At 67.6% G+C, this 24,042-nt stretch carries 23 protein-coding genes and 2 riboswitches; of the genes, 14 read left to right on the forward strand and 9 right to left on the reverse strand.

Annotation, left to right across the window (positions count from 1 at the left end; all coding sequences use genetic code 11):
- Positions 1 to 635 precede the first annotated feature (635 nt).
- The 4 genes from ACM0PB_RS04805 to ACM0PB_RS04820 all read right to left on the reverse strand — a co-directional run bounded on the left by ACM0PB_RS04805 (position 636) and on the right by ACM0PB_RS04820 (position 5,771).
- Positions 636 to 1,199: a TlpA family protein disulfide reductase gene (locus ACM0PB_RS04805; protein ID WP_414604575.1), complete on the reverse strand. Its 564-nt coding sequence runs from the start codon at positions 1,197 to 1,199 to the stop codon at positions 636 to 638.
- Positions 1,196 to 3,577, reverse strand: a complete 2,382-nt coding sequence (locus tag ACM0PB_RS04810) for a protein-disulfide reductase DsbD domain-containing protein (protein WP_414604574.1) — start codon at positions 3,575 to 3,577, stop codon at positions 1,196 to 1,198. Before ACM0PB_RS04810 ends, ACM0PB_RS04805 begins: the two co-directional genes overlap by 4 nt.
- On the reverse strand, positions 3,574 to 3,912 hold the full coding sequence (gene cutA / locus ACM0PB_RS04815) for a divalent-cation tolerance protein CutA (RefSeq protein WP_065196842.1): 339 nt from the start codon (positions 3,910 to 3,912) through the stop codon (positions 3,574 to 3,576). Before cutA ends, ACM0PB_RS04810 begins: the two co-directional genes overlap by 4 nt.
- Before the next feature lie 68 nt (positions 3,913 to 3,980).
- The gene (locus tag ACM0PB_RS04820) at positions 3,981 to 5,771 is read right to left on the reverse strand and encodes an endonuclease (protein WP_065196843.1); all 1,791 of its coding nucleotides are present in this window, start codon (positions 5,769 to 5,771) and stop codon (positions 3,981 to 3,983) included.
- Between the two features lie 311 nt (positions 5,772 to 6,082).
- Here ACM0PB_RS04820 and ACM0PB_RS04825 point away from each other — a divergent pair, with 311 nt between their 5' ends.
- The 3 genes from ACM0PB_RS04825 (at position 6,083) to ACM0PB_RS04835 (ending at position 8,851) form a co-directional block, all read left to right on the forward strand.
- Positions 6,083 to 6,370 carry a co-chaperone GroES gene (locus ACM0PB_RS04825; RefSeq protein ID WP_005411227.1) on the forward strand — a complete coding sequence of 96 codons (288 nt, stop codon included), beginning with the start codon at positions 6,083 to 6,085 and terminating at the stop codon, positions 6,368 to 6,370.
- 81 nt (positions 6,371 to 6,451) lie between these two features.
- Positions 6,452 to 8,101: a chaperonin GroEL gene (gene groL / locus ACM0PB_RS04830; protein WP_005411226.1), complete on the forward strand. Its 1,650-nt coding sequence runs from the start codon at positions 6,452 to 6,454 to the stop codon at positions 8,099 to 8,101.
- 138 nt (positions 8,102 to 8,239) lie between these two features.
- Positions 8,240 to 8,851: a DUF6445 family protein gene (locus tag ACM0PB_RS04835; RefSeq protein ID WP_053497029.1), complete on the forward strand. Its 612-nt coding sequence runs from the start codon at positions 8,240 to 8,242 to the stop codon at positions 8,849 to 8,851.
- 69 nt (positions 8,852 to 8,920) lie between these two features.
- Here the strand turns inward: ACM0PB_RS04835 and ACM0PB_RS04840 are convergent, their stop codons facing one another.
- Entirely contained in the window at positions 8,921 to 10,081 is a 1,161-nt protein-coding gene (locus tag ACM0PB_RS04840; protein WP_139727800.1) for a serine hydrolase domain-containing protein, read from the reverse strand.
- Between the two features lie 68 nt (positions 10,082 to 10,149).
- Positions 10,150 to 11,073 carry an aspartyl protease family protein gene (locus ACM0PB_RS04845; protein ID WP_005419669.1) on the reverse strand — a complete coding sequence of 308 codons (924 nt, stop codon included), beginning with the start codon at positions 11,071 to 11,073 and terminating at the stop codon, positions 10,150 to 10,152.
- A gap of 106 nt (positions 11,074 to 11,179) precedes the next feature.
- Between ACM0PB_RS04845 and ACM0PB_RS04850 the strand changes: the two genes are divergently transcribed.
- The 6 genes from ACM0PB_RS04850 (at position 11,180) to ACM0PB_RS04875 (ending at position 16,339) form a co-directional block, all read left to right on the forward strand.
- The gene (locus tag ACM0PB_RS04850) at positions 11,180 to 11,887 is read left to right on the forward strand and encodes a response regulator (RefSeq protein WP_065178812.1); all 708 of its coding nucleotides are present in this window, start codon (positions 11,180 to 11,182) and stop codon (positions 11,885 to 11,887) included.
- Between the two features lie 32 nt (positions 11,888 to 11,919).
- Positions 11,920 to 13,218, forward strand: a complete 1,299-nt coding sequence (locus tag ACM0PB_RS04855) for a sensor histidine kinase (protein WP_065178811.1) — start codon at positions 11,920 to 11,922, stop codon at positions 13,216 to 13,218.
- Between the two features lie 71 nt (positions 13,219 to 13,289).
- A complete protein-coding gene (locus tag ACM0PB_RS04860) occupies positions 13,290 to 13,790 on the forward strand; it encodes a MarR family winged helix-turn-helix transcriptional regulator (protein ID WP_065178810.1) in 501 nt (166 codons plus the stop codon).
- The gene (locus tag ACM0PB_RS04865) at positions 13,787 to 14,527 is read left to right on the forward strand and encodes a DNA alkylation repair protein (RefSeq protein ID WP_414604573.1); all 741 of its coding nucleotides are present in this window, start codon (positions 13,787 to 13,789) and stop codon (positions 14,525 to 14,527) included. Before ACM0PB_RS04860 ends, ACM0PB_RS04865 begins: the two co-directional genes overlap by 4 nt.
- A gap of 185 nt (positions 14,528 to 14,712) precedes the next feature.
- Entirely contained in the window at positions 14,713 to 14,970 is a 258-nt protein-coding gene (locus tag ACM0PB_RS04870) for a hypothetical protein (protein ID WP_414604572.1), read from the forward strand.
- Positions 14,971 to 15,265: 295 nt separating this feature from the next.
- Positions 15,266 to 16,339, forward strand: a complete 1,074-nt coding sequence (locus ACM0PB_RS04875) for a 3-deoxy-7-phosphoheptulonate synthase (RefSeq protein WP_065186318.1) — start codon at positions 15,266 to 15,268, stop codon at positions 16,337 to 16,339.
- A gap of 248 nt (positions 16,340 to 16,587) precedes the next feature.
- Here the strand turns inward: ACM0PB_RS04875 and ACM0PB_RS04880 are convergent, their stop codons facing one another.
- On the reverse strand, positions 16,588 to 17,205 hold the full coding sequence (locus ACM0PB_RS04880) for a trimeric intracellular cation channel family protein (RefSeq protein WP_005419661.1): 618 nt from the start codon (positions 17,203 to 17,205) through the stop codon (positions 16,588 to 16,590).
- An 84-nt stretch (positions 17,206 to 17,289) separates the two neighbouring features.
- Positions 17,290 to 17,393, reverse strand: a riboswitch (glycine riboswitch).
- Positions 17,394 to 17,406: 13 nt separating this feature from the next.
- Positions 17,407 to 17,496, reverse strand: a riboswitch (glycine riboswitch).
- Positions 17,497 to 17,536: 40 nt separating this feature from the next.
- Here ACM0PB_RS04880 and ACM0PB_RS04885 point away from each other — a divergent pair.
- The 3 genes from ACM0PB_RS04885 (at position 17,537) to ACM0PB_RS04895 (ending at position 18,762) form a co-directional block, all read left to right on the forward strand.
- Positions 17,537 to 17,803: a GIY-YIG nuclease family protein gene (locus ACM0PB_RS04885; RefSeq protein WP_005419660.1), complete on the forward strand. Its 267-nt coding sequence runs from the start codon at positions 17,537 to 17,539 to the stop codon at positions 17,801 to 17,803.
- A gap of 71 nt (positions 17,804 to 17,874) precedes the next feature.
- Positions 17,875 to 18,306 (forward strand): nuclear transport factor 2 family protein, encoded by a 432-nt coding sequence (locus ACM0PB_RS04890; RefSeq protein ID WP_032954574.1) that lies wholly within the window; start codon positions 17,875 to 17,877, stop codon positions 18,304 to 18,306.
- A 3-nt stretch (positions 18,307 to 18,309) separates the two neighbouring features.
- Complete coding sequence (locus ACM0PB_RS04895) at positions 18,310 to 18,762, forward strand: hypothetical protein (RefSeq protein WP_065178806.1); 453 nt, start codon at positions 18,310 to 18,312, stop codon at positions 18,760 to 18,762.
- An 80-nt stretch (positions 18,763 to 18,842) separates the two neighbouring features.
- On the opposite strand, the gene ACM0PB_RS04900 is transcribed toward ACM0PB_RS04895, so the two are convergent.
- On the reverse strand, positions 18,843 to 20,123 hold the full coding sequence (locus ACM0PB_RS04900) for an NAD(P)/FAD-dependent oxidoreductase (RefSeq protein ID WP_414604571.1): 1,281 nt from the start codon (positions 20,121 to 20,123) through the stop codon (positions 18,843 to 18,845).
- A 123-nt stretch (positions 20,124 to 20,246) separates the two neighbouring features.
- Between ACM0PB_RS04900 and ACM0PB_RS04905 the strand changes: the two genes are divergently transcribed.
- Positions 20,247 to 21,026 carry an NYN domain-containing protein gene (locus ACM0PB_RS04905; protein WP_049470953.1) on the forward strand — a complete coding sequence of 260 codons (780 nt, stop codon included), beginning with the start codon at positions 20,247 to 20,249 and terminating at the stop codon, positions 21,024 to 21,026.
- A 111-nt stretch (positions 21,027 to 21,137) separates the two neighbouring features.
- Positions 21,138 to 21,758, forward strand: coding sequence for a glutathione S-transferase family protein (locus ACM0PB_RS04910; RefSeq protein WP_005419650.1), 621 nt, complete (start codon positions 21,138 to 21,140; stop codon positions 21,756 to 21,758).
- A gap of 96 nt (positions 21,759 to 21,854) precedes the next feature.
- Here ACM0PB_RS04910 and ACM0PB_RS04915 read toward each other — a convergent pair whose 3' ends face one another.
- Complete coding sequence (locus ACM0PB_RS04915) at positions 21,855 to 24,032, reverse strand: primosomal protein N' (protein WP_005419648.1); 2,178 nt, start codon at positions 24,030 to 24,032, stop codon at positions 21,855 to 21,857.
- Positions 24,033 to 24,042: the final 10 nt, after the last annotated feature.

Genomic DNA, 24,042 nt, shown 5'->3' on the forward strand with positions numbered 1-24,042 from the left:
GGGCCCGGGAGGCTGCCGCCCGCATCCTGCGCAACAGCAAATGAGAATTAGTCGCGGAATTCTCCGTGGCGCGTTGGCTGCGGTCAAGCTGGAGGTACCGGCCGGGCGGCACCCGGCACCCGCGGTAGTGCCGGCCGCTGGCCGGCAACCTCAGAAGCAACAGCCGAAGCAACAGCGGGTTTCCTGTGAGGAGGCGGGGTGGGTCCGGTTGCGGGGGACGGCGCAAGTACGTCCCTGTAGCCTTGGTCACGGCATCCATGCCGCGGACACCCCCTCAACCGGACCCACCCCGCCTTCGACAGTTTCCTGCGATCTGTCGGAACGGCGTTCTGCTTTGGTGGGTGCCGACCGTTGGTCGGCACGGGGTCTGATTCCGTTCTGAATATCGATATCTGACAGATGTGTCGACCAAGGTCGACACCTACCAACAGCCGCGAAGATCTGTCAGAGGTGGGGCGGTGTCGGAGTGCGGGGTGTCAGCCGCATGGATGCGGCTGCCAAGCTTACAGGGACGTACTTGCAGCGTCCCCGCACTCCGACACCGCCCCGCCAACCCACGGAATGCCCGCTTTGGCTTTGGCTGTTGCCGTTGCATTGAGCAGGGTGCAGGGCTGCAAGCCCTGCAAAAAACACCCTCACTTCGCCCAGCCGTCGATCTCGCCGTGGGCAAACGGCCCCAGCTTCGCCTTCACCAGCCGTCCCTGTGCATCGAACAACACGCTGTAGGGCAGCAGGCCTTGCGCGTTGCCGAGCTGCACGCTGGCATCGCGCGGGCCCGGTGTCTCGATCACGATCGGGTAGTCCACCGGCACCTGCTGCAGGAAACCGCGCACGTCGTCCGTGGTGTCCAGCGCCAGACCCAGCACCTGCACACCGTTGTCGCCCTGGGCATCGGCGAAGCGCGCCAGTTCGGGCATCTCTTCCACGCAGGGCGCACACCAGCTGGCCCAGACGTTGATCAGCAGCGGCCGGCCGGCGAAGTGATCGCGCAGGACCAATGGCTGACCCGCCAGGTCCGGCAGTGTCAGCGCGGGCAACTGATCGCCCACCTGCAGCGTGGGCTTCATGGCCGTCGCCCTGGAAGCCGTCGCTGGCGCGGCAGGTGATGATGGGCCGGGGGCCAGGCGGTGCCCGGCCCACAGGCCGAGGCCGGCGGCCAGCACCGCTGTCCACAGCAGCGCTGGCCGTTGCCACTTCATCGTGCGGTGCGCAGCAGCGCTTCCTCGACCACCGCCTGGGTCAGCAGGGTCGGCAGCACGGTCGGCGGCGCGCCGGGGCCGTACACCACGTACAGCGGTACGCCCACCGCCTTGTGCTCTTCCAGGAACGTGGTGATCTGCGGGTCGACGTTGGTGTAGTCACCGCGCATGTACACCGCATTGGTGCGCTTGAGCAGTTCCTTGAACTCCGGCCGTGACAGCACCGCACGTTCGTTGGCCTTGCAGCTCACGCACCAGTCGGCGGTCATGTTGACGAACACCACGCGGTTGTCGGCGCGCAGGCGGTCCAGCAGCTGCGGCGAATACTCGACCACGTTGTCGCTGGCGGCCTGTGCGGCCCTCGCCGGCGCTGCCAGCTGGGTCACGCCCCAGGCCGGAACCAGTGCACCGATCGCCAGCAGCACGCCGAGCAGCGTCCCCGCACGCGAGCCGGTCCAGCGGTTGCGTTCAAACAGCCACAGGCCGAACGCGAACAGCAGCAGGCCACCCAGCACCAGCGCCATGCCGTCCACGCCGCGCTGCTTGCCCAGCACCCACAGCAGCCACAGCGCAGTGGCGTACATCGGGAAGGCCAGCACGTGCTTGAGCGTTTCCATCCACGGGCCGGGCTTGGGCAGGCGGCGTGCCAGCGCTGGCACGAAGCCGATCAGCAGGAACGGCAGCGCCAGGCCCAGGCCGAGGAACAGGAACACGGTCATCGCCTTCAGCGGCGGGGCAATGAAGGCGTAGGCGATCGCACCGCCCATGAACGGGCCGACGCAGGCACTGCCGACCACGCAGGCCAGCGCACCGGTGAAGAAGTCACCGGCCGGGCCGCTGCGGCTGGCCAGCGACTGGCCAAGGTTGCCGATGCCGCCGCCGAGGGTGAACACGCCGGACAGGCTCAGGCCCACCGCGAACATGATGTAGGCCAGTGCCGCCACCACGCCCGGGTGCTGCAACTGGAAGCCGATGCCGACGGCGTTGCCGATCGCGCGCAGGCTGACCATCAATGCGCCGATCACGGCGAACGCGACCAGCACGCCCAACGTGTACCAGAGCGCGTGGCTGCGCGCGCGCTCGGGGCTTTCGCCGCTCTGTGCCAGGCTCAGCACCTTCAGCGATAGGATCGGCAGCACGCAGGGCATCAGGTTCAGCACCAGTCCACCGGCCAGCGCCAGCAGCAGCACCCAGACGAACGAACGGTCCGGGTTCGGGGTGGTCGCCGGCGGACGCGTGCGAAGCGCATTGTCACCACGCGCGTCGGTGGCGAACGCGTTGCCTGCGCCCTGGCCGCCCGTGGCGGCGGGAGTGGCGTTGCCGTCGTTGGGTACGGTCGGCAGCAGGCGCAGCGGTACGCCATTGGCGGATTCACGCGGCGCACCGGCAGCGCCCAGCGCATTGACGGCTTCCTCGCGCACTGGCGCCTGGCCGGTGCCGGCGGTGAGCTTGCCGGCCGGAATCGACAGCTTCACCCGACGGGTCATCGGCGGGTAGCAGATACCATCGGTCTGGCAGCCCTGGAAGGTCACCACCAGGGTGCTGTCGACCGCATCAGTAACAGTGCGGCGCAGCGGCAGCGGCACTTCCACCTGGTTGAAGTACACCGAGACATCGCCGAAGTGCTCGTCGCGATGCGACTGCGCGGCCGGCCAGCGCGGCTTGTCGGCGAGCACGCCGGCGCTGCCTTCCAGCTTCAGCGAAGTGCGGTCGCGGTACAGGTAGTAGCCGGGTGCCGGGCTGAAGCGCAGCAGCAGGGTGTTGCCGTCGCTGGCGATGGCATCGAAGCCGAACGCCTGTTCCGACGGCAGCGGCAGCGCCTGGCTGTTGTTGGCCGCGCCCGGCAGGCGCAGGCCACCGCTGTTGCCGGCACCGGCCAGCGGGTTGTTGAACGGACTGGCGGCACCGGTACGCGCGGCAGGCACCGCGGCCGCCGCACCGGCACCCGGCAGGGTGACCTGCACCACGCGCTTCTGCGGCGGGTAGCAGACGCCGGCATCGGCGCAGCCCTGGTAGCGGACTTCCAGGCTGATGGTGCCGGCGGCGTCCGTCGGCGTGCCGGGCAGGGTGGCCTGCAGGCGCTCGCGATAGGTTTCGACCTCGCCGAAGAAATCATCGTGGTGCCTGTCACCCTTGGGCATCTGCAGCGTGCCGGCATTGAATGCCGGATCCGCCTTGACGCTGGTGCGGTGGCGATACAGGTAGTAGCCCGGTGCGATCTTGAACTGCAGTTGCACCTGGCCCCGTTCGGGGGCCGTGGCGGTCAGCGCGAACGCCTGGTCCACCGGCAGCAGGTCCTTCTCATCCAGGGCCAAGGCGGGCAGCGAGAGCCACAACAGGGCGCACAAGGCAGCGCCACGCGCAAACAGAGTCTTCAATCAGTGTCCTCCCGGGTCTGTGCCCGGATCCAGTCCAGATACGCCGGCAGGCCGGCCCGGGTTTCGACCGCGATGCACTCCGGGAGTTCATACGGATGCAGTTCGACGATCCGGGCGATTGCGTCATCGATGCGGCTCGCGGTGGTCTTTACCAGCAGCTGCAGCTCGGCATCGGTGGTCACCTCGCCCTGCCAGCGGTAGGTGGACTGCGCGCCATCAAGGCGGGTCACGCACGCGGCCAGGCGTTCGCCGACCAGCGCGTGCGCAATGCGCTCGGCACTGGCCCGGTCCGGGCAGGTGGTCAACAGCAGCAGGACGGGATCGACGATCGGCATGACCGCCGAGTATAGGGCCGCCGCCGGGTCAGGGCCCGGCGGCGGCAGTGGACCGCTGCGTTGCGCGGTCAGTTGGCCAGCTGGCAGGTGGCTGGCTTGGCCGAGGTGAACAGGGCCGGGGTCGCCCACTCGGGGTGATCGATGAACGGGTTGCGATTGCCCTGGAAGCTGTAGACCACGTCATTGCGGGCACGCTCGGCATCATCCGGCGGATCGGACAGGTGCCAGTCGATCAGCGTCGACAGCAGGCCCATGTAGGCCGGCGAACTGCTGGTCTTGACGATCTTGCTGCGGTCGTCGGTCAGCTCCAGGTCCGGCTCGGACTGACCGGTGGCCGCATCCTTGCCACCCTCATAGCGGATCGCCATGTACATCACCGCACGCGCCATGTCGCCCTTGCGCTTGCCCCACACCTCGAAGGTGCCGGTGTTGCCGTCCGGCGTGCGCACCCAGTTGGAGTTGCCCGGGTAGCCGCCGCTGCCGCCGCCCTGCCCATTGTTGGCTTCGGTGGCACGCTCGCCGCAGCTGGCATCGCACTTGGCGAACGGCTTGTTGCCACGGTCGGCGTTCCACTGCGCGTCGGTCAGGTACAGCATGTGGGTGTCGGTGTACGGCGCGTAGGGCAGGCCCTTGTCACCGGTGGTGGTGGCAAAGCCCAGCGAGTTCGGCCAAGTGTGCTCGCGGTTGTAGGTCAGGCCGCTGCCGGTGCCCGCACGATCACTGACCTTGGCGTAGCTGCGGTTGCGGTACGCATCGAGGATGCGGTTCGGGTTGTTCGGATCCTCGTCGGCGATTTCCAGGATGGTCCAGGTGCTGGTGCCCGAGCCGCTGTACGGGTAGGCGGTGTGGCCCTTGATGGTGGCGTGCAGCGAGCAGCGCAGCTGGCTGGGGCTGCTGGTGTTGACCCTGGAGTAGTAGCCGGCCGGCACGCCCGGGTTGCCCGGGTCCGGATTGCCGCCGGTGCTGGCCACGGTGAAGGCGATGCGGCTGTCGGCGGCCGGATGCGCGCCCTGCAGGTCGGTGATGCGCGCGGCGCGGATGTCGAAGCGGCAGGCTTCACCGGCCACCAGCGCGGTGTTGGTGGACAGCTTCACGCTGCGGCCGCTGGCCGGGAAGGTCAGCGGCACGGTGCCGGAGGTGCCGCAGCTCAGGGCGAAGGCGCCACTGGCCAGGTTCACCGTCTCGCTGAACACCACTTCCAGGTCGGCGGCAGCCGGGAAGGTGCTGCTGCCCTGCGCCGGGGTGGTGGTGGAGACTGACGGCGGCGTGTTGGGGCCTGGCGTGCCGCCGCCGCTGAAGGTCTGGCCGTTGTTGCAGCTGCCGAACGTCTGGCCGGCCGATTCGGCCCAGGTGAAGTGGGCGTACTGGCTGCCGCTGCCGGTCAGCTGCAGCGAGGTGCCCGGCGCGGTGCTGTTGCTTTCGGCCACCGGGATGTTCTGGCTGGTCATGCCCGCGGCAGGGCCACCGGAGGCGGTGATGGCGCCCTCGTAGCTGAGGAACTGGACCACCTTGCCGCTGGCATCGACCAGGGCGATGCCGTCGTTCGGACCATTCTGGAGGCCGTTGGTCGGATAGTTGACCACGGCGATGGTGGCGCTGCCGCAGCCGGCGGCGGTGCCGGCCGGGACCGGATTGTTGGCGTAGACGGTGGCGGCCGACGGGTTGCTGCCGTTGTAGAGGTACAGGCGGTAGCCGGACAGGTCCTCACCGGCAGTGGCTACGACCTCGATCGCTTCGCCGACGTCACCGGCGGCGGTGCTGTCGTCGTAGTGCAGTTCATTGATGAAGACCTCGGCCTGGACCGGCGCAGCGGCCAGCGCCAGCAGGCAGGCGGCGGCAAGCGGGGACAGCAATCGCATCGACTACTCCTTGTGATTGGGAATGCCTGACCGAGCCTAAGGCCGATCCAGTGACACTTTGTCGTAAATGAACGTCAGATATCTGACAGTGCGACGCTTGTCACCGAAATTGATCTGGACCGACGCCCTGGCCGAGGTGCGCGGGCGAAAAAATTTTTTCCTTCCGCCCTTGAAAGGGGACGGCGGGGCTCCATCTCTGCCCTGCTCCCGACGTTGTCGGGTTTCTTCACGTGCGGTTCTGGCACTCGCCTGGGGTGAGTGCTAACATCGCCGGACTTTTTTAGACCAATCAATCACTTAAGAGGTCTCCTATGAGCATCAAGCCGCTGCACGACCGCGTTGTGGTCAAGCCGATCGAAGCCGACGAAATCTCCGCCGGTGGCATCGTCATCCCCGACTCGGCCAAGGAAAAGTCCACCAAGGGTGAGGTCGTGGCCGTCGGCCCGGGCAAGCCGCTGGACAACGGCAACGTGCGCGCGCCGTCGCTGAAGGTCGGCGACAAGGTCATCTACGGCCAGTACGCCGGCAGCTCGTACAAGAGCGAAGGCGTCGAATACAAGGTCCTGCGCGAAGACGACGTGCTCGCCGTCATCGGCTGAGCTTCGGCGCGACCTGTTTCAACCTGATCCCAAACTCCCAGCCGCCGGGCCTCGTCCGGCGCTACCAATGAGGTAAATGCAATGGCTGCCAAGGATATTCGTTTCGGTGAAGACGCCCGTTCGCGCATGGTGCGCGGCGTCAATGTTCTCGCCAATGCCGTCAAGGCCACCCTGGGCCCGAAGGGCCGCAACGTCGTGCTGGAAAAGAGCTTCGGCGCCCCGACCATCACCAAGGACGGCGTCTCCGTCGCCAAGGAAATCGAACTGGCTGACAAGTTCGAGAACATGGGCGCGCAGATGGTGAAGGAAGTTGCGTCGCGCACCAACGACGATGCCGGCGACGGCACCACCACCGCCACCGTGCTGGCCCAGGCCCTGATCCGCGAAGGCGCCAAGGCCGTTGCCGCCGGCATGAATCCGATGGACCTCAAGCGCGGTATCGACAAGGCCGTTTCGGCTGCCGTCGCCGAGCTGAAGAACATCTCCAAGCCGACCGCCGACGACAAGGCGATTGCCCAGGTCGGTACCATCTCGGCCAACTCGGACGAGTCGATCGGCCAGATCATCGCTGACGCGATGAAGGAAGTCGGCAAGGAAGGCGTCATCACCGTTGAAGAAGGCTCGGGCCTGGACAACGAGCTGGACGTGGTCAAGGGCATGCAGTTCGACCGCGGCTACCTGTCGCCGTACTTCATCAACAACCAGCAGTCGCAGACCGCTGACCTGGATGATCCGTTCATCCTGCTGCACGACAAGAAGATCTCCAACGTCCGTGACCTGCTGCCGGTACTGGAAGGCGTCGCCAAGGCCGGCAAGCCGCTGCTGATCGTCGCTGAAGAAGTCGAAGGCGAAGCGCTGGCGACCCTGGTGGTCAACACCATCCGTGGCATCGTCAAGGTCGTGGCCGTCAAGGCCCCGGGCTTCGGCGACCGCCGCAAGGCGATGCTGGAAGACATGGCCGTGCTGACCGGCGGCACCGTGATCTCCGAAGAAGTCGGCCTGTCGCTGGAAAAGGCCACCATCAAGGACCTGGGCCGCGCCAAGAAGGTGCAGGTCTCCAAGGAGAACACCACCATCATCGACGGCGTCGGCGACAAGGCCAACGTTGATGCACGCGTGGCGCAGATCAAGACCCAGATCCAGGACACCTCCTCGGATTACGATCGCGAGAAGCTGCAGGAACGCGTGGCCAAGCTGGCCGGCGGCGTTGCCGTGATCAAGGTCGGCGCCTCGACCGAAATCGAAATGAAGGAAAAGAAGGATCGCGTCGACGACGCCCTGCACGCCACCCGTGCAGCCGTTGAAGAAGGCGTGGTCCCGGGCGGCGGCGTTGCCCTGGTCCGCGCAATCACCGCGCTGGCCGGCCTGAAGGGTGCCAACGAAGACCAGAACCACGGCATCCAGATTGCCCTGCGTGCGATGGAAGCCCCGCTGCGCGAGATCGTGGCCAACGCTGGCGACGAGCCGTCGGTCATCATCAACAAGGTCAAGGAAGGCACCGGCAGCTTCGGCTACAACGCGGCCACCGGCGAGTTCGGCGACATGCTGCAGTTCGGCATCCTGGACCCGACCAAGGTGACCCGTTCGGCCCTGCAGAACGCGGCCTCGATCGCCGGCCTGATGATCACCACCGAAGCCATGGTTGCCGAAGCTCCGAAGAAGGACGAGCCGGCCATGGGCGGCGCTGGTGGCATGGGTGGCATGGGCGGCATGGGCGGCATGGACTTCTAAGTCCACGCCTCCGGCGGTCGTTGCCGGCCTCGGTCGGCACGCCTTCCCGATGTGATGTTAAAGAAGAACCCCGCCGCAAGGCGGGGTTTTTTGTTGCCCGGTTGCCGTCGCCGCAGTGCATCGCTACGCTCGGTGACCATGCCTACCTCGTTCATCGTCGTTGACGACTTCCTTTCTCCCGCCGATGCGCAGGGGTTGCGCCAGGCGGCACTGGGCCTGGACTATCCCGTCCAGGAGGGCGCATTCCCCGGCCGCAATTCACAGCAGCGGCTGGAGCTGGATGGCCTGTCCGGCGCGGTCTCGCGACTGGTCAACGAACCGCTGCGGCCGGTCAACCCGCTGCAGTCGCACGGCAAGTTCCGCCTTACCCTTGCCGGCGACATCGGCCGCGCCAAGGTACACGCCGACCACTCGCACTGGTCGGGCATTCTCTACCTGAGTGCACCGGAGCACTGCGAGGGCGGCACCGAGTTCTTCCGCCATCGCCGTACCGGCACCGAGCGCATGGCCCTGGACGCGGCGGAGCTGGCCGCATTGGGCTACGCCAACGGCGGCGACATGCATCGCGACATCATCGAGCGCGACAGCAACGACGACAGCCAGTGGGAAATGACCATGCGCATTCCGATGCGCTTCAACCGGCTGGTGCTGCTGCGGCCCTGGTTCTGGCACACCGCCGGGCCAGCGTTCGGTGATCGACCGGAGAATGGCCGGCTGGTGTACCTGATGTTCTTCGAGCAGGCGCGCTGAGGAGTGCCATCCACGCATGGCGTGGATGCTCCCCCTGGCCGCGTTCGCCATGCAGGCGTCATCGCACCCTCATTCGACGAATACCTTCGCCGCGCCATACTCCCACTGCCACGGCACGCCGGTATCGCCCAGTACGAATGCCACCAGTGCCGGGAACGCAGCTTCCGCCCGTACATCGTTGCCCAGGATCACCACGCAGCGTCTGTACCGTTCGATGCACACCAGCGTGTTGCCGACCGCATCGTCGTGGCCACCCTTGTAGAAGCCTGCGCCCTGCGGGCCGCGGAACGTCACCACGCCCAGGCCTGAGGCCAGATCCTTGCGTTGCTGCGCCACGGGCAGCTCCGGCTGCAACGTGGGGAACTGGCTGGCGGTGGTGATCGGCAGCTGCGGCCGCACCAGTTCCCTGCGCATTGCAGGCGACAGCCCATCGCCGCGGACATAGCCGGCAGCGAAGCGCGCCATGTCGGCGATGGTGGTATCCATCGAACCGGCCGCACGCACGCGGCTGCGTTCATCGTGCGGCTCGGCCGTGCCTTCCGCCGTCCAGCCATCGGCCAGGTTGGCGGCGAAATCCTCACGCCACATCATGCTGGTGCGGACCATGCCGAAGCGGTCGAATACCTGCCGCTGCATCAATGCACCCACGTCCTGGCCAAGCCGTCCACGCTCGATCACGAACTGCAACAGGATCAGCCCTTCGCCGGAATACCCATAACGACTGCCCGGATCGAAGTGGAACTTCAGGCGGCCATCGGGTTCCAGGAACCCGAAGTTGGCAAAGCCACTGGAATGGTTGAGCAGCAGGCGCGGAGTGAGCTGGCGCCAGCGCGCATCATCGGTCAGTACGCTGTAGTCGGCGTACTTCTTCGGCTCTGGCGGGTAGTCCGGCAGCGGCTTGTCCAGCGCCGTGGCGATGCTGGCGTCCAGCTCGATCCGTGCGTCCTGGGCAAGCTGTGCGACCAGGTGGCCGAACGCCATCTTGGTCAGCGAGGCGGCGTACATCACGGTATCGGTGCGCAGCGGCTCGCCTGCGGCGTTGCGTTCGCCGTAGGCGGCCACGTGTACCACCTTGCCGCCATCGATCACCGCCAGCGCCATCCCGCGCGCATGGGCCGCCTGCATCAGCCGCTGTGCTTCGGCATCGATGCGCGCGGGCGAGGGTAGCGGCGGCGCGGCCAGCACGGCCGGCGGGAGCAGCGTCAGCAACAGCAGGACAGCACGGCGCATGCGTGGAACTCCTGGCGGGACGTGGCGCGATGCTACGCCTGCCAGCTCCCGCCGTCATGCGCCAGACGTCAGCCGGGTCGGCGCAGGCAGATCCGCGCGGCACCCGCACCGATGTCCACCTGGCCACCGCGCATCGCGTCGGCACCGAGGATCAAGGCCGGTCGCGCCTCCAGGCCGATCGCCCTGAACACCGGCAGTTCGCTGATCCGGACCTCCATCGGCGGGTGCTGCCAGTTGCCGCCGGTCATGCCGGGCAGGGTGTACAGCCAGGTTGCCTGTGCACCGCCACCCAGCCCCTCGGTGCCCTCTTCACGTGCACGCACCCGAGCATCGCTGCCGTCGGTGCGCAGGCCCAGTGCGCGGGCTGCTTCGGCGTTGAGGACGGTCTGCGCGGCACCGGTGTCGACCACGGCGATGGCGTCCACGCCGGGCGTACCCAAGGCAAGCGTGATGAAGCCGAACTGGCGTAGGCCGTCATCGCGGCCGGGCAGCGCATTGGGTTGGCAACCCGGTCCTTCCAGGTCCAAGCCGCCGGGTGTCCACAGCGCCAGTTGATTGCGGCCGAAGTCCCAACGGGTGTCCCAGCGCCCGGTCAGGTCGTTGCCGATCAAGCCGTCAATGGCCGGATCATCGCCCTTCGCCAGCGATGACAGGTCGACCTGCATGCCGCTGGCCTTCAATTGCCAGCTGCCCAGCTGCCACGCTGTGCTGCGCATGCGCTGCAACCGCGCCGCCTTCGCGCTCGCGCCCTGGGCCTGCGACACTGCCGCTTCCGCATCCTGCAAACCGTAGCGCCGCACTACGCGTGCATCGACCAGGGTTGCCCCGGCGGCACTGTCGACCACGAAGCGCAGCGGCTCTGAACGCCCGTCCAGCGAGACGGCCACTGCCGGATGACCGCCCTGCATCCACATCGGCAGGACGTGCTCGGCGGCATCGGAGGCGAGCGCCGGCAAGGGGATGGCGAACAGGGGCAGCAGGAACAGGCGCAAGGGGAGACTCCGCAGTGATCGTGGGCGACCATTGGCGCGCAGCGGCGTATCACCGCGATATCGGCGTTGATACCGTCCTGATACACAGGTGCGGGATACTGGGCGAATGAACACTCCCATCCGCGTCATCGTCGTCGATGACGATGCCAGCATTCGTGACGCCATCGCCGACCACCTGCTGCTGCACGGCTACCAGGTGCGTGTGGCGGCGGATGCAACAGCGCTGGACGTGTTGCTGCAGGTTGAACGTCCTGACCTGATCATCCTCGACTGGATGATGCCCGGTGAGGACGGCCTGTCGGTATGCCGCCGGCTGCAGGCGCGGGCGATCCCGATCCTGATGCTGTCGGCGATGGGGGCCGCGCCGGATCGCGTGATCGGCCTGGAGATGGGCGCGGACGACTACCTGGCCAAGCCGTTTGACCCGCGCGAGCTGTTGGCGCGGGTTCGCGCGCTGATGCGCAGGCAGGACAAGCTGCGCGCACAGGTGGCCAGCGAGCTGCGGTTTGATGGCTGGCGATTGCTGCCTGACCAGCGTCGCCTGTTCGCGCCGGATGGCGCCGAACTGGTGCTGAGCCGCGGTGAATTCTCCCTGCTGCTGGCACTGGCTGAACGTCCCGGGCGGGTGCTGGCGCGCGAACAGCTGCTGCAGTTGAGTCGCGGAGAAGCCAGTGACAGCGTGGACCGTGCCGTCGACCTTGCGATCAGCCGCCTGCGCCGCAAGCTCGGGCAGGCCGCGTCCGGCGCTGAAGCCCTTGTGCAGACACTGCGTGGCGAAGGGTACCGCTTCAACGCGGAGGTAGGGGTGTTGTGAGCAGCCGGTGGTCAACCACCCGCTGGATCGCGATGCTGGCCTTGGCCAGCCTGCTGCTGGCAACCCTGGTCAGCGTGGCGGTAGTGGGGTGGATGCCCCGGCCCGCGCCGCCACCGATGCGGCTGGACCATGCGATGCAGGTGCTGCGTGGGGAACAGGCGCCGGCGCCACTGGGATTGCATATGTCGACGCAGGACGCGCCACCCCGGGGCAGCGCCAGTGACTGGCTCACCCAGTTGGCGGCGCTGCAGATGGACCTGCCGGCCAGGAATGTACGCCTGGTGTGGACGGGGCAGGGCAGGGCGCCCGATGTGCAGGTCATCGAGGGTGGCGCGGTACTGGACGCCTCCGCTCGTGCTGGCGTGCTGAAATCGCAGGCCGCGTTGCTGACCGCCATGCAGTGGCCGCCGTTCGAACTGGGGATGCGGCAAGCCGATGGCCGATGGCGGGTGGTCGGCAGCGACCACAGTGAACTGGCGGCCTGGCGCCGCCAGGTGATGCTCGCCCTGCTGGGCGGTGCGATCCTGCTGGCCCCTCTGGCGGCGTGGGCGTCGATCCGGTTGGGGCGCCCGCTGCGACGCCTGGCTGAAGCCAGCGCACGGGTCGACCTGCAGGCCGAAACGCCATTGCCTGATGACGGTCCACGCGAAGTGCAGGTACTGGCCACAGCGATCAGCACCGGTCGCGAACGTCTGCGCGCCCAGGCACGGGACATGACCCATATGCTGGCGGCCGTGGCGCATGACCTGCGCACGCCCCTGACCGGCCTGCGCCTGCGCGCGGAGTTCGCTCCCGCGCCACAGGCCGCCAGGATGGTGGCAGACATCGAGCGCATGGATACGATGATCGAGCAGGTGCTCGACTACGCACGCGGTGAGCTGCAGCCGTTGCAGATGCGGATGGTGGATCTTTCAGCGCTGCTGGAGGACTGCGTGCAGGCGGCGCTGCTGCGCGGGGTCGACATTTCCCTTCAGGGCCCGGATACGTTGCCGTGGCATGGCGATGCGCTGCTGCTCCGGCGCGCGGTCGACAATCTCATCGACAACGCCGAGCGCTACGCGGGCGCCGTGGAGCTGTGGGTCGCCATGGCGGGGGATGGAGTGCAGCTGGACGTGATGGACCGCGGCCCTGGCATCGCCGAGATCGATCGCGCACGCCTGCTGCAACCGTTCCAGCGCAGCGAGGGCTCGCGTAGCCGCGCCACCGGGGGCGCCGGACTTGGACTGGCCGTGGCTGCCAACGTGGCGAAGCGCCACGCGGGCGAACTTCAGCTGTTGCACCGCGAGGGCGGGGGGCTGATCGCGCGGCTGCTGCTGGGACGCACTTCCTGAGTCAACTCCGATTTGCTTCCACTGGCCACTCCTCCATATGATTAGGTGCCTAATCATTCAGTGAGGAAAGGATGATCGAAGCCAAGCATCAGGCGTTGCTGGAGGAAGCGCAGCGGCGCGGCCACGCCAACATCGCGCAGCTGCGCCTGTGCTTCCAGCTGCTCTCGTTGTCCTCGTCGATCGATCGCGACTGCGCTGCACGGTTGGCACCGCACGGGCTCAGCGAGGGTCGCTTCATCGTGCTGTTCCTGCTGCACGGGGCCGGCGGCGCACTGGCGCCGCACGCGCTGGCCGAGCGCGCTGGCGTGACCCGGGCCACCATCAGCGGCCTGCTCGATGGCCTGCAGCGCGAAGGCCTGCTGCAGCGTCGCAGCGATGACGAGGATGGCCGTCGTCTGCAGATCGTGTTGACCGCACCGGGCAAGCGTTTGGCCGAGTCGCTGTTCGAGCGGCACACACAATGGATCAGCGGCCTGTTCAACGGCCTGGATGCTGATGAACGGCAGCAGCTGTCACAACTGCTGCACAAGGTCTGGCAGCACACGGACACCGGGCGGGAAGCCTCCGCATGAGCACGCCCATTCCCGCGGAACGGCTGCGTGCACTCAACAGCGATGGTGCCGCTGCCACGCATCTGGCCGAATGCCTGGCAGTGGATTTCGCCGCGCTGTTGCAGGGGGTGGCACCTGTGCTCGAGCCGGAAGCGCTGCAATGTATGCGCGACGCCTCCGGCAAGGGCATCACCCAGCGCATGGCGCTGGCGGCGCGGTTGCTGCACGAATCCGGGCAGGGTGATCCCGCGCACTGGCAGGCACACGCATCAGACACCGTGCGTGGCTGGGCCTGCTACCTGATTGGCAGCGATGCCGGCGCGGCGCTGCCGGCCAAGCTGCGGGCGATGCGTCCGCTGGCTGACGACCCGCACTTCGGCGTGCGCGAATGGGCATGGCTGGCGCTGCGCAGCGACATCGTTGCCGCACCGTTGCAGGCGCTTGAGTACCTGCAGGTGTGGACGCAGGAAGCATCGCCTTACCTGCGCCGCTTCGCCTGCGAAGCGCTGCGCCCACGAGGCGTGTGGTCCACGCATATCGCGCTGTTCAAGCAGCATCCAGAACTCGCGTTGCCGATGCTGGAAGCAATGGCCAACGACCCGGAGCGCTACGTGCAGGACTCGGTCGGGAACTGGCTCAACGATGCCGGCAAGACTCGCCCGCAGTGGCTGCGTGAGCTGTGCGCACGATGGCAACAGCAGCACCCTGGCGATGCCAATGCCTACATCCGCAAACGCGCCATGCGCTCGTTGCGGTAGTGCCGGCCGCTGGCCGGCAACCTCATCAACCTCAAGGAAGGCCTTCCATGTCCTACACCCTCATCGAGCTCTACACCGCTCTGGCCACCTTGTAACAGCGCCTCCGGAGGCGCATGGCACATGCGTCTGTCACCCGGACGCGGTAAACAGGACATTGCCCATGTCCATCCGCAGGGAAGTTGATCATGCAGAGCACGCTCCAGGTAATGCTGTACGGCCCGCAGGGCGATACGCCGGCACTGCAGCTGCCGCAGATGGAAGGGCCCTCGGTGGCCATCCCGGAAGCGGTACTGCGCCGGCTGGTGTCCGATCTCTACACCACCCGTTCCCTGCTCAATCCCGAGCAGCTGGACGAGGCCCGGCAGGAGCTGGACCGCGTGCTGGAGCGCTGGGCCGACATCCACGAAGGCCTGCTGCTGGACGTGGAAGTGCATGGCAGATGAGCGACGTTGCACAGCGGCCACCACGTGCGCTGCGCAGTCAGGCGCATCACTGAACCGCGCCCCCAGTTGCGGATGAAACATTTTGCACTGCGCAAAAGCTGTGCTATCAATAGATCCCATGAACGCAGCCGCTACCCGCTTTTACTGGTATTACTTTCCGAAGCCACTGGCGGAGGAAGGACTGCGCTCACCCTGAAGAAAGCTTCAGACGCATTCCCGAAAGCCGCCAGCGAACCTGGCGGCTTTTTTCATGCCGCCACGCTGGGGACCCCCAACGTTCCGGAGATCTCCTGCAATGCCCCCGCACACCGACGACCTGCGTATCCGCACCATCGAACCGCTGACACCGCCCGCCCAGCTGCTGGCGATGCTGCCCTGTGACGATGAGGCTTCCGACACCGTCAGCGCCTCGCGCGCGGCCCTGCACCAGATCCTGCACGGCCGTGACGACCGCCTGGCGGTGGTGGTGGGCCCGTGCTCGATCCACGACCCGAAGGCCGCCATCGAGTACGCCCAGCGCCTGAAGCCGCTGCGCGACGCGCTGGCTGGCGAGCTGGAAATCGTCATGCGCGTGTACTTCGAGAAGCCGCGCACCACGGTGGGCTGGAAGGGCCTGATCAACGACCCGGACCTGGACGGCAGCTTCAGGATCGACAAGGGCCTGCGCATCGCCCGTGGCCTCCTGCGCGACATCAACAAGCTCGGCCTGCCGGCCGGTGTTGAATTCCTCGATGTGATCTCGCCGCAGTACATCGCCGACCTGGTGGCATGGGGCGCGATCGGCGCACGCACCACCGAAAGCCAGGTGCATCGCGAGCTGGCTTCGGGGCTGTCGTGCCCCGTCGGCTTCAAGAACGGCACCGATGGCAACGTGAAGATCGCCGCCGACGCGGTGGGTGCGGCATCCAACCCGCATCATTTCCTGTCGGTCACCAAGCAGGGTGGCACTGCCATCGTGTCGACCACCGGCAACCCGGATTGCCATGTGATCCTGCGCGGTGGCAAGCAACCGAACTACGACGCTGGCAGCGTGGCTGAGGCCTGCCAGGTGCTGGCCAAGGCCAAGCTGCCGGCGCGCCTGATGATCGATGCCAGCCATGCCAACAGCCTGAAGAACCCCGAGAACCAGCCGAAGGTGATCGACGACATCGCCGCTCAGATGGAAGACGGCGAACAGCGCATCGTGGGCGTGATGATCGAGAGCCATCTGGTCGGGGGCCGCCAGGAACTGGTGGAAGGCCAGCCGCTGGTCTACGGGCAGAGCATCACCGATGGCTGCATCGACTGGGACACCACCGTGACGGTGCTGGAGCGACTGGCTGCGGCCGTGCGCGCCCGTCGCGACGTGAAGGTGTCCGAAGCCGCCTGAGTGCGGCACGTGTGTGGATGGCGGCCAGCGCCTGCGGGGGTGCGGCCGCGATCAGGGCCGGCCGGAGTTGGAGACCGGCCCATCTGCACCGGCGATGCGCCTGGCGCTGCGCATGAGCGACAGCGCCAGGTACATCGCCGGGGTGGTGATGCCGATATTTGTAGCGTCGAGCCATGCTCGACGTGCGCGCGACGCGCGTTGGCGTCCTGCAAAGCGCAGTCGAGCATGGCTCGACGCTACGAAGAGGCTCAATGCACTTCGTCGTGGTACACGAACTTCGGCATTTCCCAGCGATAGTGGATCGCCAGCAGGCGCAGCGCGAAGCCGCCGCCCAGGCAGCACAGGATCGCGGTGGCGTCGGCCACGCCCCAGTGCAGCAGCAACAGATACGCCGCGCCGGTCAGCAGCGCGATGATCGCGTACAGCTCCTTCTGGAAGATCAGCGGCACCTCGTTGCAGAGGATGTCGCGCAGCACGCCGCCGAACGCGCCGGTCAGCATGCCGGCGATCAGCACGATCGGCATCGCATGGCCGGCCTCGCGCGCGATCGAGCAGCCGATCAGGGTGAAGGCGATCAGGCCCAGGCCATCGAGCACCAGGAAGGTGCGCCGGAAGTGGTGCATCCAGCGCGCCACCCAGGTGGCGATCAGCGCCGCGCACACGGTGAAACCCAGGTACTCGGGATGCTTCACCCAGCCCAGCGGATAGTGGCCGAGCAGGATGTCGCGCAGCGAGCCGCCCCCGAGGGCGGTGACGCAGGCGATCATGACCACACCGAACAGGTCCATGCGGCGGCGGCCGGCAGACAGTGCACCGGTCATGGCTTCGGCGGAAATGGCAACCAGGTAGATGATGGACAGCAGCATGGAACAGGCTCCGGGCGCGGTGGGGCCGGCCATGCGCAACTGCCACCACTGCCTGCGCAATGACGGGATGACGATGACCGGTGCCGCTCCCGCTGTCCTTTTGCCTGAGAGTTCAGCGGCGTTGGCCGCGTGCCCCTTCGGCGGATCGTCCCGGGCGTGCCCGGTGACCTCTCTCCAGCTCGGCGAGTCGAATGCATGGTTGGTGGGATTCCAGCCCACCGGCCTGAGCGATCATGGGAGCCTGCGCCTTCGGCGGGCGCCAGCGCGGCGCCACTCTCCTGCATTCGGGCGCCAGTATATCCGCTGCAGTGCAGCACGGCATAATCCGGGCATGGCCCCGTCCCTCCGCCCGTGGTTTCTGTACCTGCTCGAATGCCGCGATGGCAGCTATTACGCCGGCATCAGCACCGACGTGGATGCGCGTTTCGCCGCCCACCAGGCCGGCAAGGGCGCGCGCTACACCCGGGCCCGGCCACCGCTGCGCGTGCTGGCCGTGCGCGAATACCCGGACCGGGCCGCCGCCTCGCGGGCCGAGTGGCAACTCAAGCAGCAGCCGCGCGAACGCAAGCTGGCCTGGCTGCAGGCGCCGGTCCTGTAGATCCACGCCACGCGTGGATGGGCTACCCGGCCCATGCGATGATCGCCCCGCGCCCAGAGCTGGAGACCCGGATGTCCACGATCGCCCTGCTGTTTGCTCTTTCCGCAGCAACGAGCCCTGCCCCCGACCCGGCCACGATCGCGGCCATCGAAGCCACCTGCCATGACTACGTCGATGGCCAGCTGGAGGCGGACCCACAGCGCGTCGCCCGCTCCCTGCATCCGGACCTGGCCAAGCGCGCTGTGCTCGGCGATACACCCGACGAACGCCTGGGCCTGCGCCGGATGTCGAAGGAAGAACTGGTCTCGCTGACGAAGCAGGGCGCGTTGAAGACCCCGAAGGATCAATGGGATCGTCGCTGCACGGTGCTGGACGTGACCGGCAACGCGGCCTCGGTGCGGCTGGAGACCCCGTGGTTCGTCGATTACTTCCACATGGGGCGCTTCGACCAGCGCTGGGTCATCGTCAACGCGTTGTGGTATCCAAAGCCGAAGGCACAGTGAGCGATGCGTGCCGCCGGCAAAGCATGGATCTCCGTCGTCGTGCTGGTCGCCGGCATCGCGCTGCTGCCTGGCCTGCTGTACCTGCTCGGGCTGGCATTGGCAGGCGGTCGGCCGACGCCGGCCGACCGTGCGCCCAGTGGTGTGGCTGCGTGTAGCAGCGAGCCACGGGCGGGATACCAGCCGATGAACCCCTGGCGCTTTACCGCCCAGTTCTTCGACAAGGACGCGATGAAGAAGGTGCCTGAAGTGGAGCGGGAGGCCTTCTGGATTGCCCGGCGCTACCTGTGGCGGCAACCGCAGCGCGGCATGCTGCGCTGGCATCTCAGCAGTACCGCACTGACGATCTGGATCACCCGGCATTGGAGTGCCGCGCAGATTGCCGACACCGCGAGGAAGGAGGACTTCTGCCGGACCTGGTCGAAACGGCGGGTGCCCGGTGGCCCGATGAACCAGTAGATCCACGCCATGCGTGGAGGGTGTTGACCGGGTCAGAGCCCTTTCCTGTGGAAAGGGATCCGACCCCGTTGCGTGCAGCCCTACCGCCTCGGCCGCCGGTCATCCTGGTCATCACCGAAGATGATCCGCGCACTGCGCTGGTAGCTCCAGTACGCGACTGCCCAGTTCAGCAGCACCACGATGCGGTTGCGGAAGCCGATCAGGAAGAACACGTGCGCGGCCAGCCAGAACCACCAGGCCAGCACGCCGGAAAGCTGCAGCCGGCCCAGGTGCACGATCGCGGCCATGCGGCCGATGGTGGCCAGGTTGCCGTAGTCGGCGTACTTGAACGGGCCGGGCTCGGGCTTGCCGTGCAGGCGCGCGCGGATCACCTCGGCCACGTACTTGCCCATCTGCTTGGCGGCCGGTGCCACCCCGGGTACCGGCTTGCCGTCGGCCTGGCTCAGTGCGGCCAGGTCGCCGGCCACGAACAGCTCCGGGTGACCGGGCAGGGTCAGGTCCGGTTGCACCGGCACGCGTCCGGCGCGGTCCAGTGGCACGTCCAGCGTGCGCGCCAGCGGTGAAGCGGCCACGCGGGCGGCCCAGACCACGGTGCGCGCCGGTACGAACTGTTCGCCGAGCTTGAAGCCCTGGCTGTCGATGTCGCTCACCGGGGTACCGGTCAGCACTTCCACGCCCAGCTTTTCCAGTTGGCGGCGCGCCTTCAGCGAAAGCACATCCGGGAACGAGGACAGCACGCGGGGCCCAGCCTCGACCAGCCGCACCCTGGCGCTGGCCGGGTCGATGTGGCGGAATTCGTTGCGCAGCGTGTGGCGCGCGATCTCGGCCAGGGTGCCGGCCAGTTCGACGCCGGTGGGACCACCGCCGACGATGGCGAAACTCAGCCACGCCGCCTTCTTCGCCGGGTCCGGTTCGGCCTCGGCGCGTTCGAACGCCAGCAGCAGCTTGCGGCGCAGCGCGATGGCATCGTCCAGCGTCTTCAGGCCGGGCGCATCATCGGCCCACTGATCGTTGCCGAAGTAGGCGTGGGTGGCGCCGGTGGCCAGCAGCAGGCTGTCGTAGTCCAGCGTGCTGCCATCGGCCATGCGGATCTGCCGCGCCCGCTTGTCGATGGCCACCACTTCGCCGAGGCGGACTTCCACATTGCGCTGGTGGCCGAGGATGTGGCGCAGCGGTGCGGCGATATCCGGCGCGGACAGGCCGGCGGTGGCCACCTGGTACAGCAGCGGCTGGAACAGGTGATGGTTGCGGCGATCGACCAGGGTGATGCGTATGCGCTCGCGGGCCAGGGCACGGGTGGCCCAGAGACCGGCAAAACCGCCGCCGACAACGACCAGGTGGGGAACGCGCTCGCGACTCATCGACTCACTCCAGTGGGGGCATCGGGGGAAGCGCCTGGCATCTTCGCACGGCGGCCACCTGTCACGTCAGCGCCTGCCCGGATCGGCGATACTCGGGTTCAGGCAACGGCCCGTGAGGAGCCCATGAGCGAACCGGAAAAGCGCATCGCCCTGTTGATCGACGCCGACAATGCGCCGGCCTCGAAGATCGACGAGGTCCTGGCGGAAGTCGCCCGCTACGGCGTGGCCAACGTGCGCCGTGCCTACGGCAACTGGAAGAGCCCGCGACTGAAAGGGTGGGAAGCGGTGCTGCATGAGTATGCGATCCGACCGATCCAGCAGTTCGCCTACAGCAAGGGCAAGAACGCTTCGGACATGGCGATGGTGATCGATGCCATGGACCTGCTGTACGCGCGCAACCTTGATGGCTTCGCCATCGTCTCCAGCGATGCGGACTTCACCCCGATGGTGATGCGCCTGCTGACCGATGGCGTGAAGGTATATGGCTTCGGCGAGAAGAAGACGCCCGAGCCATTCGTCAATGCGTGCTCGAAGTTCACCTACCTGGAGGCACTGGGGCAGACCCATGCCAGCGTGCCCGATGCCGAACAGGCGTCCAGCGAGCAGGCCTCGAACGAGCCGGTGGCCAACGACGATGCGCGTCCACGCAAGAGCGGTGCGGAAATGCGCAGTGACACCCGGCTGGTGAAGATGCTGCGCCGTGCGGTGTCCGCGGCCGAGGGTGAGGATGGCTGGTCGCACCTCGGCCCGGTCGGCAGCCAGATCGGCAACCAGGCCTCGTTCGATCCGCGCAACTATGGCTACGGCAAGCTCAGCGACCTGCTGGCGGCGATCGGCCTGTTCGAGCTGAAGAAGGACGGCAAGTCGTCCTACGTGCGCGCGCTGCCAAAAAAGAACAGGTAGTGCCTGCTGCTGGCCGGCAATGCCCGGATGCCAGATCCCGCATCCGGCACGCACATCTCCACCCGATCAGGCGTATCGTTGCCGCTCGCATTGCCAGCAAGGAAAACCCGCATGTTGAAGATCTGGGGCCGCCGCAATTCCAGCAACGTCCGCAAGGTACTGTGGTGCGCCGAGGAAATCGGCCTGCCGTACGAATCCATCGAAGTCGGTGGCAGCCATGGTGGTACGCAGACCCCGGAGTACCAGGCGATGAATCCCAACGGCCTGGTGCCGGTGATCGAAGACCACGGCTTGCCGCTGTGGGAATCGAACACCATCGTGCGCTACCTGAGCGCCCGCTATGCACTGGGCACCCTGTACGCTGAGGACCCGATGGAACGCGCCCAGGCCGAGAAGTGGATGGACTGGAGCACGTCGCGGATGGCGCCGCTGTACAGCGACCTGGTCTGGGGCATCATGCGCACCGCGCCGGCCGACCGCGATGAAGCGCGGATCAATGCCGCCATCGTGCGCGCCGGTGACTACCTGGCGATGGCCGACGCTACCCTGGCCAGGCAGCCGTGGCTGTCGGGCGAGAAGTTCGCGATGGGCGACATCCCGCTGGGCTCGCTGGTCTACGCCTGGTACGAGCTGCCGATCCAGCGACCGGAGCTGCCGCATCTGGCTGACTGGTATGCGCGGCTGCGTGAGCGCCCGGCCTACCAGCGCGGCGTGATGTCGCCGCTGACGTAAGCGAAGGCGTCCGGGGTCAGAGCCCTTTTCTGCGAAAAGGGATCCGACCCCAGGGCATCGGGGTCGGATCCCACCCGACGGGTGGGCTCTGACCCCTCAATACAGGTCCGTTGGATCCACATCCAGCGACCAGCGCACCTTGCGTGCTTCCGGCAGCGCATACAGCTGCGGAACCAGCTGCGCGAGCACGCCATGCAAGGGTGGCCGCTGCGGCGCCGACAGCAGCAGCTGTGTGCGCTGGTAGCCCGCGCGCCGCGGCATCGGCGCCGGCATCGGGCCGTACGCCTCCACCACGTTCTGCTCGCCCAGCAACTGCCGCGCAGCCAGCAGGAACGCATTGGCGTGCTCGACCTGCTGCGCTTCGGCGCGCATCAGCGCCAGGTGCGCGAACGGGGGGAACCCTGCGGCTTGCCGCTGGTTCAACTCGGCCTGCGCGAACGGGTGGTAGCCACCGCTCACCAGGGTTTCCAGCAGCGGGTGACCAGGGTGATGGGTCTGCAGCCAGACCTCGCCGGGGTCACGCGCACGTCCTGCACGACCGGCCACCTGGATCAGCTGCTGCGCCAGCTTCTCGCTGGCGCGGAAGTCGGCGGAGAACAGGCCTTCGTCGATGCCGACCACCACCACCAGGGTCAGCTTCGGCAGGTCGTGGCCCTTGGCCAGGATCTGCGTGCCGACCAGGATGCCGGGCTGGTCGCCCAGTTTCGCCAGCTGCTGCTCCAGCGCATCGCGGCGTGAGGTGGTGCCACGGTCGATGCGCACCACCGGGAAATCGGCGAAGGCGGCGGTGAGGTGTTCTTCCAGGCGTTCGGTGCCGATGCCCTGCGGCTGCAGCGCCAGGCTGCCGCAGGCCGGGCATGCCAACGGCGCCGGTTGGCGCGCGCCACAGTGGTGGCATTGCAGGCGTCGGCCGCCGCCATGCACGGTCATCGGCGCATCGCAGCGCTGGCACGGCGCGGTCCACCCGCAGTCGTGGCACAGCAGCACCGGTGCGTAGCCACGGCGGTTCTTGAACACCAGCACCTGCTGGCCACGCTGCAGGTGTTCGCCGATGCCAGCCAGCACATCGGCCGAGAGGCCATCGTGCAGCGGCCGCTTGCGTACATCGAGGATGCGCACGCGCGGTGGCCGCGCATCGCCGGCGCGCTGCTTCAGGCGCAGGTGCGTGTAGCGCCCGGCGTAGGCGTTGTGCAGCGTTTCCAGTGAAGGGGTGGCGCTGCCGAGCAGCACCGGAATGCCCAGCGCCTTGGCGCGCACCAGAGCGAAATCGCGCGCGTGGTAACGGATGCCGTCCTGCTGCTTGTAGCTGCCGTCGTGTTCCTCGTCGACGATCAGCAGGCCGGCCTGCGGCAATGGCGTGAAAACCGCTGAGCGGGTGCCGACGATGACCCGCGCTTCGCCTCGGGAGGCGGCCGCCCAGACGCGCGCGCGCTCGTTGTCGTTCAACCCCGAATGCAAGGCGTGCACGGCGATGCCCAGGCGGCCGCGGAAACGTGCCAGGGTCTGCGGGGTCAGGCCGATTTCCGGTACCAGCACCAGCGCCTGCCTGCCCTGCGCCAGGCAATGGATGATCGCCTGCAGGTAGACCTCGGTCTTGCCGCTGCCGGTCACGCCGTCCAGCAGGAACGGCTGGAAGCCGTCGGCAGCGTTGATCGCAGCCACCGCCCCGGCCTGGTCCGGGTTGAGCGTGGGGCCGGGCAGCGGCTGCGCATGCTGCGGTGCCACCGTCATCGCCACGCGCTCGGCCAGCTCGCGCTTGGCCAGGCTGCGTGCAGCGGTGCGCCAGTCGGCCATGCGTTCGCCGAGCACGTCCTCATCCACGATCGCTCCTGCCAGCAGCTCGGCCAGCTGCCGCGGACGGCTTCCGGCGCGCAGCTTTTCGCGCTGGGCGTGGCCTTCGGTGGTCAGCTGCCAACCCCAGTGGTGGGTGTCGGGCAGGGCCTCGCCATGGCGCAGCGGGCCGGGCAGGGCGGTGCTCAGCACCTCGCCCAGTGGCGCATGGGTGTAGCGCGCCAGCCACTGCAGGCTCTGCCAGAGTTCGCCCTGCAGCAGCGGCTGCCGGTCGCACCAGGCCAGCGCCTGGCGCAGTCCCTGGCCGTCGTCGGTCTGGCCGTGGCCGGCCACCACGCCGACCAGCTCGCGGTTGCCGAACGGCACCTTCAGGCGGCAGCCGACCGCGGCCGTGGGGCCATCGCCCTCCGGCGACAGGTAGTCGAACAGGCGGGGCAGGGGGACGGGCAGGGCGACCTGCAGGGTCGGAATGGGTGAAAGCATCGGGCCAGTG

The sequence above is a fragment of the Stenotrophomonas sp. AR029 genome, from assembly GCF_047520695.2.
In the GTDB taxonomy this organism is placed as follows: Bacteria; Pseudomonadota; Gammaproteobacteria; order Xanthomonadales; family Xanthomonadaceae; genus Stenotrophomonas; species Stenotrophomonas sepilia.